Source organism: Leifsonia sp. NPDC056824, from assembly GCF_042789575.1.
GTDB lineage: Bacteria > Actinomycetota > Actinomycetes > Actinomycetales > Microbacteriaceae > Leifsonia.
Genome location: NZ_JBHUAV010000001.1, coordinates 776486 through 789257, shown reverse-complemented (window position 1 = coordinate 789257; position 12772 = coordinate 776486). Strand labels below are relative to the sequence as shown.

Sequence of the window (12772 nt, the reverse complement as noted above, 5' to 3'; positions counted from 1 at the left end):
GAGAAAGAATCACATGGAACGCCAACTGAAGCCGTGGCCCGCCCTCTGGGCGCTCGTCATCGGGTTCTTCATGATCCTGATCGACACGACCATCGTGTCGGTCGCCAACCCGTCGATCATGAAGGGCCTCAACCTCGGTACGGACTACAACGCGGTCATCTGGGTCACCAGCGCCTACCTGCTCGCGTACGCCGTCCCGCTGCTGATCACCGGCCGCCTCGGCGACCGCTTCGGCCCCAAGAACATGTACCTGATCGGCCTCGTGATCTTCACCCTCGCCTCGGCCTGGTGCGGATTCTCCGGTGTCATGGCCGGCGGTGGCATCGCGATGCTGATCACCGCCCGCGTCGTCCAGGGCCTTGGCGCCTCGCTGATGACCCCGCAGACGATGGCGGTCATCACCCGCATCTTCCCGCCGGACCGCCGCGGCGCGGCCATGGGCCTGTGGGGCGCCGTCGCGGGCGTCGCCACGCTGATCGGCCCGCTGCTCGGCGGTGTGCTGGTCGACTGGCTCGGCTGGGAGTGGATCTTCTTCATCAACGTCCCGGTCGGCGTCGTCGCCTTCATCCTGGCGATGCGGCTCGTCCCGAAGCTCCCGACGCACACGCACGCGTTCGACATCCTCGGCGTCGTGCTCTCGGCGGTCGGCATGTTCCTGCTGGTGTTCGGCATCCAGGAGGGCGGCACCTACAACTGGGGTGTCATCGGGGACGGCCCGTTCTCGGTCTGGGGCCTCATCATCTCCGGCATCATCGTCCTGATCGCGTTCGTGGTCTGGCAGGCGCTCAACAAGAAGGAGCCGCTGCTGCCGCTCCCGCTGTTCCGCGACCGCAACTTCTCGCTGTCGAACGGCGCGATCACGACGGTCGGCTTCGCGGTCACCTGTATGGCGCTCCCGCTGGTGTTCTACTTCCAGACCGTGCGCGGCCTCACCCCGACCCAGTCGGCGCTGATGCTGGCCCCGACCGCCGTGTTCTCCGGCGTGCTCGCCCCGATCATGGGCAAGCTGATCGACAGGATCAACCCGAAGTACATCGCGACGCCCGGGCTGGTGCTGTTCTCGCTGTCGCTGTTCCTCTACTCGCGGATGCTGACCCCGGATGTGAGCATCTGGTGGCTGCTCATCCCGAGCGCGCTGATGGGCATCGCGATGTCGGGCGTCTGGGGGCCGATCTCGGCCGTCACCACCCGCAACCTCCCGATGAACCAGGCCGGTGCCGGCTCCGGCGTGTTCAACACGACGCGCCAGATCGGCGCCGTGCTCGGAAGCGCCTCCATCTCCGCGCTCATCACCGGCCGCCTCGCCGCCGACCTGCCGAAGGCCCCGAGCGGCGCGGCGCCGACCGCGACCACCGGGACGGAGCTGCCGAGCTTCCTGCACGCAGGGTTCACTCAGGCGATGTCGGAGGCGCTGCTGCTGCCAGCGGCGGTCGCCCTCCTGGGCGCGCTCATCGTGGTGTGGTGGGCGAAGCCGAAGCCGCCGGCGTGGGGGCCGCGGGCCGCAGGCGGTCAGGGTGCCGCTGGTGAAGCCGGTGCCGGGGTGCCCGCTGGTGCTGCGGCGGCCGGGGAGCATGTCGGCGTCGCGGAGTCCGCAGCGTCCACGCACGGCGCACACGCGGGCTCCGGCCCCGTGGACGTGGCACGGCACGGCGTGCACGCCGCCGAGCCGGTCGCCGACGCGCCCCGCGACGGCGAGGAGCACCACGGCATCCACGCCGCCCCCGCGACCGACTAGCGGCCGCGCAGCGCAACAACGGAGGACTCCCCGGCCAACCCGGCCGGGGAGTCCTCCGTTAACTGCTTCAGGGTGGCGTGTCGCCCGCGATCTCCTCCGGTTTCTATGCCTGTGTTGTCGATGTCTCGGCAACCACCCGCACAACATTCGCCCACGGATCATCGAACGCCACCGACCGCCCGTCATCCCGCGTCGGCACCTTGTAGTGCCGCATCCGCTCGCTCAGCGCCCCCACATCATCCGCGCCGGGCAACCGCAGCTGCACCTCACCGAGTCCGAGCGCCAGCCGCCGCACGCCCGCTCCGCGGCTGTTCCAGGTGTTCATCGCCATGTGGTGGTGGTACCCGCCCGCCGACACGAACAGCGCCGACGAGCCGAGGGAGGCCGTGGCCTCGAACCCGAGCCGGTCGACGTAGAACGCGCGGGCCGAGGCGACGTCCCCGACCGACAGGTGCACATGGCCGACAACGGCGTCGCCGAAGCGCGGGTCGTCCACGGTCGAGCCGTCCAGCGTGGGCAGCTCGGCCAGCGCCGCGCCGCGGTCGCTGAGGTGCTCGCGCAGGAACGCAGTCGGGTCCAGGTAGAGCGTGTCCATCTCGACCTGCCCGTGCGTCCAGCTCCACAGGCTGCGGTCGCGGTCCCAGTACAGTTCGACGCCGTTCCCCTCCGGGTCGCTGAAGTAGAAGGCCTGCGAGACGAGGTGGTCGGCGCTTCCGGTGAACGTGCCCGGGGCGCGGCGCGCGACCGAGTACACCGCGGCGGCGAGGGCCTCCTGGCTGTCGAACACGATCGCGGTGTGGAAGAGTCCGGCCTCACCAGGCGAGGCGTGCTTCAACTCGGGGGCGTGCTCCAGGATCACCGACGGCGTCGCGCCGCGGCCGAGGATGACGCGGCCTCCCTCGGCGGCCAGCACGGAGAGCGTGACGGCGTCGCGGTAGTAGGCGGTCATGGCGTCGAGGTCGGCGACCCGGAGGGTCACCGCACCCATCGCGGAGTCGGCGGGGAGCAGTTCGGGCATGGCTAGTGCAACACGCGAGGGGCCGCGGGTATTTCAGGTCTCGATGGCGCCGCCGGTCTCGGCCAGGTAGCGGCGGAGGGTGAGCGACGGGTCGGCGGCCTGGAGCTCGCGGTAGCGGGCGAAGTCGAGCTGGGCGCGCAGCGACATCCCGGCCCGCATCCGCTCGGACTGCGCGCCCTCCACCGTCTGGATGCGCCGCGCCTCGGCGAAGAGCTCGTCCCGGCGGTCGGCGCCGACCATGAGGATGCCGTCGTCGTCGGCCACGATCCAGTCGCCCGGTGTGACGGCGACGCCGTCGAGCATGGCGCTGCGCATGGCGGCGCGGGCCGGCGGGACCCGGCGCGGGCCGAACGGGTTCGCGCCCAGGCTGAACAGCGGGAGGCCGATCTCCCGGAGTTGCGCGGTGTCACGGTGCAGGCCCCAGATCACGGCGCCGGTGAGGCCGGCCTCCCGCGCCTCCAGCAGCATCAGGTCGCCGACGCACGCCTCGTCGCGGCGGCCGCCGTTGTCGACGACGAGCACGGCGCCGGGAGGTGCGTCGTCGATGGTCTCCAGGAGCACGTCGACGCTGCCGAGGTGCGTGACGGGTGCGGCGGGGCCGTGAAACGGACGGCGCGGGAGCAGCGGGATAAGCGCGACCGGGGCCGCGGCGACGGGGATTCCGAGGCGGACGGCCGCGTCGGCGACAGCGGCCGTGGGGAGCGGGTGGGCGTCGGTGCCGGTGGTTTCCATGTCGTGACGCTACCTCCGCGCCCCTGCGGGCGGGGGAATGCGCCCACCGGTCGATTGAGCGCGGAGCGCGCGCCCTACCTCCCGGTCAGCCGCTCCAGCAGCTCGCGGTAGCGGGCGGCCGTGCGCTCCACCACCTCGGCGGGGAGCTCGGGCGGGGTGCCCTGCTTGTCCCAGTTGGCGGCGAGCCAGTCGCGGACGATCTGCTTGTCGAAGCTGGCCATCCGCGCCGACGGGGTCTCGGCCGTGGCGAACACACGGGCGTCCCAGTAGCGGCTGGAGTCGCTGGTGAGCACCTCGTCCGCGAGGGTGATCTCGCCGGTGGCGCGGTCGGCGCCGAACTCGAATTTCGTGTCCGCGATGATGACGCCGTGCTCCTCGGCGATGGCCGCGCCGCGCGCGTACACGTCCAACGACAGCCGGCGGAGCTCCTCCGCGACCTCCGGGCCGACCAGCTCGACGGTGCGCTCGAAGCTGATGTTCTCGTCGTGCGCGCCGAGCGGGGCCTTCCACGCGGGCGTGTAGATCGGCTCCGGCAGCCGGTCGCCGTCCGTGAGCCCGGCCGGGAGCGGGACGCCGCAGACGCTCTGCGTCGCCTGGTACTCGGCCCAGCCGCTGCCGGTCAGGTAGCCGCGGACGACGCACTCGATCGGGAACATGTCGAGCGGCTTCACGAGCATCGCGCGGCCCGCGACCTCGGCCGGGATGCGCTCGACGACGCGGTCGCCCTCCAGCGTGTGATCCGGGATGAGGTGGTTCGGGACGCTGCCGAGGCGGTCGAACCACCACAGGCTCAGCGTGGTGAGCAGCTCGCCCTTGCCCGGGATACCGGGCTCGAGAACGTGGTCGAACGCGCTCACCCGGTCGGAGGCCACCACGAGGACGGCGGCCGTGTCGTCCAGCCCGTCCGCCCCCTCGGGGACGTAGAGGTCGCGGACCTTCCCGGAGTAGACGTGTTTCCAGCCTGCCAGTTCGCTCACCCGTCCATCGTAGGGGTCGCGACGCGGTCAGATCGTGCGGCCGCCGTCGACGGCGAGGACGTCGCCGGTCACGTACGACGCCGCGGGGGAGGCGAGCCACGCGACCGCCGAAGCGACCTCCTCCGGGGTGCCCATCCGGCCGGCCGGGACGTAGCCGCCGATCCGCTCGCGCGTCGCGTCGTCCAGCCGGAGGTTGCCGCCGGACATGATCGGGCCGGGCGCGACCGCGTTCACCCGGATGCCCGACCGTGCCTCGTCGAGCGCCGTCGTCAGGGTCAGGCCGATCACCGCGTGCTTCGCCGCCGCGTACGCCGACATCCCGGGGGCGCCGCGGGTCCCGGCCGTGGAGGTGATGTTGACGATGGCGCGCGGCCCGGCGGACGCCCGCAGTGCCAGCACCTCGGCGCGCATCGCGACGGCAACCGTGCGGAAGTTCACCGCGACGAGCTGGTCGAACACGTCCGCGGGCATGTCCGCGAGCGGGGTGGGCATGTGGCCGCGGCCGACGTTGTTGACGGCGACCGCGAGGCCGTCGCCGAGCCCGGCCGCCGCGGCGATCGCGGACTCGAGCGCGCCGTCGTCGGTGGCGTCGAGCGGGAAGGTCTGCGGGCATTCGACGCCGGACGCGACGAGCTCGTCCTGGAGGGCGCGCAGTGCGTCGGAGTCCCGTGCGGCGGGGGCGATGAGGAGGTCGTCCGCGCCGAGCGCCCGGCAGATCGCGTTGCCGATGGCCCCGTTCGCGCCGAGGACGAACGCGACGCGAGCTGTGCCGCTCACGGCCGCACCTCCTCGCGCGAACCGGCCCGATCCCGCACCTCACGCCGGTCCAGTGGCAACAGGAACCCCGCCGCGATCAGCCACGCGATCCCCGCGAAGCGCCCGATCGGGATCAGGAACTGCAGCGGCTCGACGGCGAGGGACAGGAACGAGAGCTCGGAGAGCGCCGCCACCACCAGTCCCGCCCACGCCAGCCAGCGCGGGAGCAGGCCGAGGATGAGGCCCGGCACCGCCATCCCGGCGATCAGCAGGCCGAGTCCGACGACGTAGCCGACGCCTCCGGAGACGAACGCCAGGAACGAGAACGTGAGGGCCAGGCGCGGGTCCGACGTCAGTTCGGGACGGCTCAGCAGGTACGTGCCGAACGCCGACACCATCAGCAGGATCGAGGCGGTGAGGCCGCCCGTGAAGCCGATCGCCGGGCCGGGGACGCGCACGCCCAGACGCTGGAGGCGGGCGAACGCGGTGGCGGCGTAGATGCCGAGGGGCACGGCGGAGCCGAACTGCAGCATCGCGCCGACCCGGATGGCCGCCCAATCGGCGTGCGCGTGCGCGGCGACCGCGTCCGCGCCGGCGAACGGCGAGAGGAACGCGCCGGCGCCGGACAGCACGAATCCGACGATCAGCGCGAGCATGAAGAGTCCCGCGTGGACGACCGCGAGGATGCCCAAGGGCGGCCCGTCCGGTCGGCGGCGACGGGGAGTCGGCTGGATATCGTTCATAATTGAAATGATTACACTGTGTAATCGTTACGCGCAAGCGCTATTCTGGATTCCGTGACGTCCATTCCCCAGCGCGCCCGCCGCGGCGCCCCGCCGCGCACGGCGTTCCTGCTCGCCCAGATCGGAGCGGACGCCGCAGACCGGTTCGCCGAGCGCGTCGCCACCCTGGGGCTGACGCCGCGGGAGGCCGGCGCGATCCGGGTGCTCGGTCGACGCCAGGGCCTCAGCCAGCGGGAGCTCGCCGAGCAGCTCGGAACGGTCCCGAGCCGGCTGGTCGCCCTGGTGGACGAGCTCGAGGCGAAGGGGTTCGTCGTCCGCGAGCGCAGCGAGGGGGACCGCCGCAACAACGTGCTCACCCTCGCGCCGGAGGGCGAGCGGATGCTCGCGCGGCTGCGGGAGGTCGCCGAGGCGCACCAGGACGACCTCCTGTCCCCGCTCGACGACGACGAGCAGGTCGCTCTCGCGGCGCTGCTCGCCAAACTCGCCGCCGCCTCCACCGTCCCGCCCGACGGCCATCCGGGCTTCCGCCGCTGACCGTCGGGTCCGCGAACGGTCAGGCGAGGAGACTCGTCAGGCCAGGAGACTCGTCAGGCCAGGAGCTTGGCCTTCGCCGCGCTGAACTCCTCGTCCGACAGGATTCCCTGCGAGTGCAGGGTGGCGAGCTGCTGGATCTTCGCCATCATGTCGTCGGCCGGCGGAGCCGCCGGAGCCGCGGCCTGCTGCTGCGCCGCCGCCTCCTGCGCCGCCTGCTGCATCTGCGCCTGCTGCTGCTCCTGCTCGTACGCCTGCTGCTCGTACTGGTTCTGCTGGCGCTGCGCCTGCCGCCGTTGCACGTTGCCGGAGACGGCGGTCGCCGTCCCGGCCACGACGGCCGTGCGGGCCGCCATCCCGATCAGTCCCGGGCGTCCCATTCGTCCTAAAGGCATGTCCCCACTCCTCAGCTCTCGACCGTCTCGACATCGGCGTCGGACTCCGCGAAGTCCTCGAACTCCCCGGCCACGACCGCGTTGACGACCGGCGCCGGGATGCGCTCGCTGTGGACCACCAGACCGCCCGCCTGGAAGAACTTGCTGGCGAGGTCCTTCGCCCAGAGGTGCTCGATGACCAGGATCGCGCCGGTCGTGCCCGGCTCGATCAGCTCGGCGATCGAGTCCACGTCCTCCCCGCCCGCGAGGCCGCCGGCTTCCAGGGTGATGTCGGCCATGCCGATCTCGTCGCCGATCTCCTCCAGCTCCACGATCTCGATCCCGCCGTCGGCGTGACGCATCACGAACAGGAGGTCGAGCAGGCGTACCGTGCCGCTCTCCACCAGGTCGAGGATGGCCTGGACTACCCCGGGCGACGGTCTGTCGTTGTCGAACTGGGCGACGATGAACTCCGCCGGGCCGTACTCGAATTCAGCCATCTCACGCCTCCGTCAGCAGGCAGGTCCCGCTTTCACGGCAGACGATACACAGGCGTACTCAGCCCGGCAATGACCGATTTGCGGCCGAGGGGAGGCGCGAAATGTGCACGGTCACATCCCTAGACTGGGACCCTGCGGACACCGCCGTCGACGTCGAGAAGGGACCCTGGTGGAGAAGAACTGGGCAGGAAACCACGAGTACCGGGCGCAGCGGATCGCGCGCCCGACCAGCATTGACGAGCTCCGGGAGGTCGTGACAGGCGCGGCCTCGGTGCGGGCGCTCGGCAGCAGGCACTCGTTCAACGACCTGGCCGACACCGACGGCGTCCTGGTCAGCACGGCCGGCCTCCCGGCGGACATCCGCATCGACGCTCAGGCGCGCACGGTGACCGTGGGCGGAGGCGTTCGCTACGGCGACGTCGCCCGCGAGCTCCAGGCGGCGGGCTGGGCGCTGCACAACCTCGCCTCGTTGCCGCACATCTCTGTCGCCGGCGCCATCGCGACGGCGACCCACGGCTCGGGCGATCGCAACGGCAACCTGTCGACCGCGGTCGCAGGGCTGCGCATCCTCACCGGGTCGGGCGAGCTCGTCGACTTCGCGCGCGGCGACGCCGGCTTCGAGGGAGCGGCGGTCTCCCTCGGCGCCCTCGGGGTGGTGACGGAGGTCGTGCTCGACATCCGGCCGACCTTCGACGCGCGGCAGCGGCTGTTCGGCGGCGTCCCGTGGGAGGCCGTGACCGCGCGGTTCGACGACGTCACCTCGGCGGCGTACAGCGTCTCTCTCTTCACGACCTGGGACGAGGACACCGTCTCGCTCGCATGGCTGAAGGAGCTGGACAGCGCCGCGACGACGATCGGCGACGACTTCTTCGGTGCGCCCGCGCTCACCGAGGCGCGGCACATGATCCCGGCGATGGACGTCCGCAACACGACGGAGCAGCTCGGCGTGGCCGGCCCGTGGAGCGAGCGCCTCGCGCACTTCCGGTTCGAGTTCACGCCGTCCAACGGCGAGGAGATCCAGTCCGAGTACCTGGTGCCGCGGGCGCGGGCGGTGGAGGCCATCCAGGCGGTGCGCGAGCTCGCCCCGGTGATCGCGCCGCTGCTGCAGATCAGCGAGATCCGCACGGTCGCGGCCGACGACCTGTGGCTGTCGAGCGCGTACGGCACGGACGCGGTCGGCCTCCACTTCACCTGGTTCCGCGACCAGGCCGGTGTGGAGGCAGTGCTCCCCGCGCTGGAGGCCGCCCTGCTCCCGCTCGGCGCCCGCCCGCACTGGGGCAAGCTCTACCTCGACGTCGACGGCGTCGTCCCCGCCCTGTACCCGCGCCTCGACGCGTTCCGCGCCCTAGCCACGTCGCTCGACCCCGAGCGCCGCTTCACCAACCCCTTCCTCACCCGCCTCCTCGGCTAGCCGCTCCAACAATTCCGGAGTTGTGCACGCCTCTGAACGGCGTGTTGCGTACATAACTCCGGAAGAGATGGCGGCGCGGCTGCGTCAGGCGTGTGCGACGCGGGCGGCGATGTCGGTGCGGTACTGGGCGCCGGGGAGGTGGATGCGGGCGACCGCGTCGTAGGCGCGCTCGCGGGCCTCGTCGAAGGTCGTGCCGCGGGCGACGACAGAGAGCACGCGGCCGCCGGTCGCGAGCAGCGCGCCAGTCTCGGCGTCCAGCGCGGTCGCGGCGTGCGCGATGGTGACCTCCGGGACCTGCGCAGCCTCGTCCAGCCCGGTGATCGGCCGGCCGGTCTGCGGCGCCTCCGGGTAGCCCTCGCTCGCCAGCACCACGGTCACCGCGGTGTCGAACGCGAACTCGGGGCGCGGCATCCCGGCCAGTTCGCCCGTCGCTGCCGCGTAGAGCAGCGACGACAGCGGCGTCAGCAGCCGCGGCAGCACGACCTGCGTCTCCGGGTCGCCGAACCGCGCGTTGAACTCGATCACGCGGATGCCCTTCGCCGTCACGATCAGCCCGCAGTAGAGGAGGCCGATGAACGGCGTCTGCTCGGCCGCGAGCTGCCGGACGGTCGGGAGGGCGACGGTCTCGATGACCTCGTCCACGAAGTTCTCCGGCAGCCAGGGGAGCGGCGAGTACGCGCCCATCCCACCGGTGTTCGGGCCGGCGTCGCCGTCGAGGAGGCGCTTGTAGTCCTGGGCCGGGCTGAGCGGGAGGACAGTATGGCCGTCGCTGACCAGGAACAGCGACACCTCCTCTCCGTCGAGGAACTCCTCGATCAGGACGCCGCCCTGCGTCAGGTAGTGGCGGGCGTGGTCGACGGCCGCGGCGCGGTCGGAGGTGACGATGACGCCCTTGCCCGCGGCCAGTCCGTCGGCCTTCACGACGTAGGGGGCGCCGAACTCGTCGAGTGCGCGCTCGGCCTCGGCGAGGGTGCTCGCCCGGGCGGCGCGGCCGGTCGGGACACCCGCCTCCTCCATGATCCGCTTGGCGAAGGTCTTGGAGCCCTCCAGCTGCGCGGCGGCGCGGCCGGGCCCGAACACCGGGATGCCGCGCGTGCGCAGCGGGTCGGCGACCCCTGCGACCAGGGGCGCCTCGGGGCCGATGACGACGAGCTCGATGCCGTTCTCGATCGCGTACTCCGCGACCGCGGCGCCGTCCAGCGGATCGAGGCCGGTCTCGACCGGGACGTCGGCCGCGATCCCGGCGTTGCCCGGGGCCGCGACGATCGCGTGCCCGGCCTCCTCGGCCAGCAGCGCAGTGATGATGGCGTGCTCGCGGGCACCGGAACCCAGAACCAGAATCTTCACCCGACCCATGCTAGAGGTCGCGCCCACCCGCCATCGATTCCGGAGTTGTGTACGCCCGGGCACGGCGTGTTGCGTACACAACTCCGGAAACGATGGCTCGGGGGCGGTGGGAGGATGGGGGCGTGGCACGAGCGAAGATCAGCGACGAGGTGGGGGGCGCTGCGGTGCGCGGTGCGCTGGGGGAGGGCGCGGACCGGGATACGACGGCGACGGCGGTGCGGTACCTGCTTCAGCTGCTGGCGGAGCGGGCGCCGGGCAACACCGTCGAGGTGCGGGTGCCGCCGTTCGGGGCCGTGCAGTGCATCCCCGGCCCGCGGCACACGCGCGGAACCCCGCCGAACGTGATCGAGACCGACGCCGCGACCTGGCTGGCCCTGGCCTCCGGGAGCCTCACCTGGGATGCCGGGATCGCGTCCGGCTCCGTGCACGCGTCCGGCCAGCGGGCGACGCTCGAGGGCCTCATCCCGCTCCGCTTCTGACGGCGCTCATAGCCCGCTCAGCAGTGGGCGTCCGCTCAGTTACGGTGCGAGACAATGGAGGCATGAGCTCGAACCCGGAGGAGTCCTCCGTGCCCGACGAGGCGCACGTCGCCGACACTTCGGCGCCAGTCCCCGACCCGGAGGTCGACGCCACGGTCACCGAGGCCGAGGTGCGCGTCCACCGTTCGCCGAGGTACTTCCGCTTCATGCTCACCGGCGCCATCGTCTTCGCCGTCATCGCGCTCATCCTCACCTTCGCGTTCCCCGCGAACCCCACCTACGACCGCGGCCAGGTCTTCGGCTTCCTGCTGGCGATCTGCGCGACGATCGGCGTCGCCGTCGGCGCGCTGGTCGCCCTCCTGATCGACCGCTCGGTCACCCGCCGGGCACGCACCGTGCAGGCGGATAGAATCGACGTGCGCCTTCCCGACGCCGGCGCCGAGCTCGACACCGAGCGCGGCGCGGAGCCGGGTCCACGATCGGACGACGCACGGGGCAACGGCTCCAGCCCGTCCGTCGACAGCTGAACATCCCGACACACCCTGACGAAAGGGGCCCGCTGTGGCCGGAGGCGACGGTCGCCTGAGTCATGAACTTCTGCCCGGCGAGAAGGGCCCGCAGGACGCCTGCGGAGTCTTCGGGGTGTGGGCGCCCGGCGAGGAGGTCGCCAAGCTCAGCTACTTCGGCCTCTACGCCCTGCAGCATCGCGGGCAGGAGTCTGCGGGCATCGCGACGAGCGACGGCAGCAAGATCCTCATCTACAAGGACATGGGCCTCGTCTCCCAGGTCTTCAACGAGAACGCGCTCAACTCGCTGACCGGCCACATCGCCGTCGGCCACACGCGCTACTCCACCACCGGCGCCTCCAGCTGGCAGAACGCGCAGCCGACACTCGGCCGCACCTCCAGCGGCACCGTCGCGCTCGGCCACAACGGCAACCTGACCAACACCGCCGAGCTCATGCAGCTCGTGCACGACCGCTACCCGCAGCTCGACGGCGAGCTGTCCCGCGGCAACACGACCGACACCGCAGTGGTCACCGCGCTGCTCACCGGCGACCTCGACCACACGCTCGAGGCCACCGCCCTGGAGGTCCTGCCGAAGCTGCGCGGCGCCTTCTGCCTGGTCTTCATGGACGAGCACACCCTGTACGCCGCGCGCGACCCGCAGGGCGTCCGCCCGCTGGTGCTCGGCCGGCTGGAGCGCGGCTGGGTGGTCGCCTCCGAGACCGCAGCGCTCGACATCGTCGGCGCGAGCTTCGTGCGCGAGGTGGAGCCCGGCGAGCTGATCGTGATCGACGAGAACGGCCTGCGCACGCAGCGGTTCGCGGAAGAGAAGCGCGCCGGCTGCGTGTTCGAGTACGTCTACCTGGCCCGTCCGGACACCACCATCGCGGGCCGCGGCGTCTACGAGGCGCGCGTCGAGATGGGCCGACGGCTCGCCCGCGAGCACGAGGTGGAGGCCGACCTGGTCATCCCGACGCCGGAGTCCGGAACCCCGGCGGCGATCGGGTACGCGCAGGCGTCCGGCATCCCGTTCGGCCAGGGCCTGGTGAAGAACTCCTACGTCGGCCGCACGTTCATCCAGCCGTCGCAGACCATCCGCCAGCGCGGCATCAAGCTCAAGCTGAACCCGCTCAAGGAGGTCATCAAGGGCAAGCGGCTCGTGGTGGTCGACGACTCGATCGTGCGCGGCAACACCCAGCGCGCGCTCGTCTCGATGCTGCGGGAGGCCGGTGCGGCCGAGGTGCATGTGCGCATCTCCAGCCCGCCCATCACCTGGCCGTGCTTCTACGGCATCGACTTCGCCTCCCGCGCGGAGCTGATCGCGACCGGCCTCGGCGTGGACGAGGTCCGCCAGTCGATCGGCGCCGACTCACTCGGCTACCTGTCGGAGGACGGCATGATCGCCGCGACCGAGCAGCCGCGCGAGCGCCTCTGCACCGCGTGCTTCACGGGTGTGTACCCGATCGAGCTGCCCGACGCGCACCACCTGGGCAAGAACCTCCTGGAGCGTCCGGAGGAGCGCGCGGCCGCGGTGGAGCCGACCGACACCGGCGCGGACGCGACGAGCGACGGCTGCGAGCCGGGACCGGACTCGGAGTACGAGCGCCTGATCGCGTACGGCGACCCGGGCCGCCAGGAGTAGAGCGCGAGCGGGCCCGTCGCC

At 71.9% G+C, this 12772-nt stretch carries 14 protein-coding genes; 6 read left to right on the top strand and 8 right to left on the bottom strand.

All coding sequences use genetic code 11. From position 1 onward, the window contains the following. Nucleotides 1-13 precede the first annotated feature (13 nt). Entirely contained in the window at nt 14-1735 is a 1722-nt protein-coding gene (locus ACFRFH_RS03885) for a DHA2 family efflux MFS transporter permease subunit (RefSeq protein ID WP_382461693.1), read from the top strand. Between the two features lie 103 nt (nt 1736-1838). Here the strand turns inward: ACFRFH_RS03885 and ACFRFH_RS03880 are convergent, their stop codons facing one another. The 5 genes from ACFRFH_RS03880 to ACFRFH_RS03860 form a co-directional block, all read right to left on the bottom strand. Then, a complete protein-coding gene (locus ACFRFH_RS03880) occupies nt 1839-2753 on the bottom strand; it encodes a VOC family protein (RefSeq protein WP_382461692.1) in 915 nt (304 codons plus the stop codon). A 33-nt stretch (nt 2754-2786) separates the two neighbouring features. After that, nucleotides 2787-3485, bottom strand: coding sequence for an RraA family protein (locus ACFRFH_RS03875; RefSeq protein WP_382461691.1), 699 nt, complete (start codon nt 3483-3485; stop codon nt 2787-2789). A 74-nt stretch (nt 3486-3559) separates the two neighbouring features. Beyond that, nucleotides 3560-4462, bottom strand: coding sequence for a phosphoribosylaminoimidazolesuccinocarboxamide synthase (locus tag ACFRFH_RS03870; RefSeq protein WP_382461690.1), 903 nt, complete (start codon nt 4460-4462; stop codon nt 3560-3562). A gap of 27 nt (nt 4463-4489) precedes the next feature. Next, nucleotides 4490-5239 (bottom strand): SDR family NAD(P)-dependent oxidoreductase, encoded by a 750-nt coding sequence (locus tag ACFRFH_RS03865; protein ID WP_382461689.1) that lies wholly within the window; start codon nt 5237-5239, stop codon nt 4490-4492. Further along, nucleotides 5236-5961, bottom strand: coding sequence for a hypothetical protein (locus ACFRFH_RS03860; protein WP_382461688.1), 726 nt, complete (start codon nt 5959-5961; stop codon nt 5236-5238). The genes ACFRFH_RS03865 and ACFRFH_RS03860 overlap by 4 nt, the downstream gene beginning before the upstream one ends. A 54-nt stretch (nt 5962-6015) precedes the next feature. Between ACFRFH_RS03860 and ACFRFH_RS03855 the strand changes: the two genes are divergently transcribed. Continuing rightward, the gene (locus ACFRFH_RS03855) at nt 6016-6495 is read left to right on the top strand and encodes a MarR family winged helix-turn-helix transcriptional regulator (RefSeq protein ID WP_382461687.1); all 480 of its coding nucleotides are present in this window, start codon (nt 6016-6018) and stop codon (nt 6493-6495) included. 53 nt (nt 6496-6548) lie between these two features. Here the strand turns inward: ACFRFH_RS03855 and ACFRFH_RS03850 are convergent, their stop codons facing one another. Together ACFRFH_RS03850 and ACFRFH_RS03845 are read right to left on the bottom strand one after the other, a co-directional pair. After that, nucleotides 6549-6887, bottom strand: coding sequence for an SHOCT domain-containing protein (locus tag ACFRFH_RS03850; RefSeq protein WP_370055007.1), 339 nt, complete (start codon nt 6885-6887; stop codon nt 6549-6551). Between the two features lie 11 nt (nt 6888-6898). Then, entirely contained in the window at nt 6899-7366 is a 468-nt protein-coding gene (locus tag ACFRFH_RS03845) for a DUF6325 family protein (RefSeq protein ID WP_382461686.1), read from the bottom strand. Nucleotides 7367-7532: 166 nt separating this feature from the next. Here ACFRFH_RS03845 and ACFRFH_RS03840 point away from each other — a divergent pair, with 166 nt between their 5' ends. Next, nucleotides 7533-8777: an FAD-binding protein gene (locus tag ACFRFH_RS03840; RefSeq protein ID WP_382462725.1), complete on the top strand. Its 1245-nt coding sequence runs from the start codon at nt 7533-7535 to the stop codon at nt 8775-8777. Nucleotides 8778-8861: 84 nt separating this feature from the next. Here ACFRFH_RS03840 and purD read toward each other — a convergent pair whose 3' ends face one another. Continuing rightward, a complete protein-coding gene (gene purD / locus ACFRFH_RS03835) occupies nt 8862-10124 on the bottom strand; it encodes a phosphoribosylamine--glycine ligase (RefSeq protein WP_382461685.1) in 1263 nt (420 codons plus the stop codon). Between the two features lie 122 nt (nt 10125-10246). On the opposite strand from purD, the gene ACFRFH_RS03830 reads away from it, so the two are divergent. From ACFRFH_RS03830 to purF, 3 genes are all read left to right on the top strand, one after another. Further along, a complete protein-coding gene (locus ACFRFH_RS03830; protein ID WP_382461684.1) occupies nt 10247-10603 on the top strand; it encodes a sterol carrier family protein in 357 nt (118 codons plus the stop codon). Between the two features lie 62 nt (nt 10604-10665). After that, nucleotides 10666-11130: a hypothetical protein gene (locus tag ACFRFH_RS03825; protein ID WP_382461683.1), complete on the top strand. Its 465-nt coding sequence runs from the start codon at nt 10666-10668 to the stop codon at nt 11128-11130. 34 nt (nt 11131-11164) lie between these two features. After that, nucleotides 11165-12751, top strand: coding sequence for an amidophosphoribosyltransferase (gene purF, locus ACFRFH_RS03820; RefSeq protein ID WP_382461682.1), 1587 nt, complete (start codon nt 11165-11167; stop codon nt 12749-12751). Nucleotides 12752-12772 lie beyond the last annotated feature (21 nt).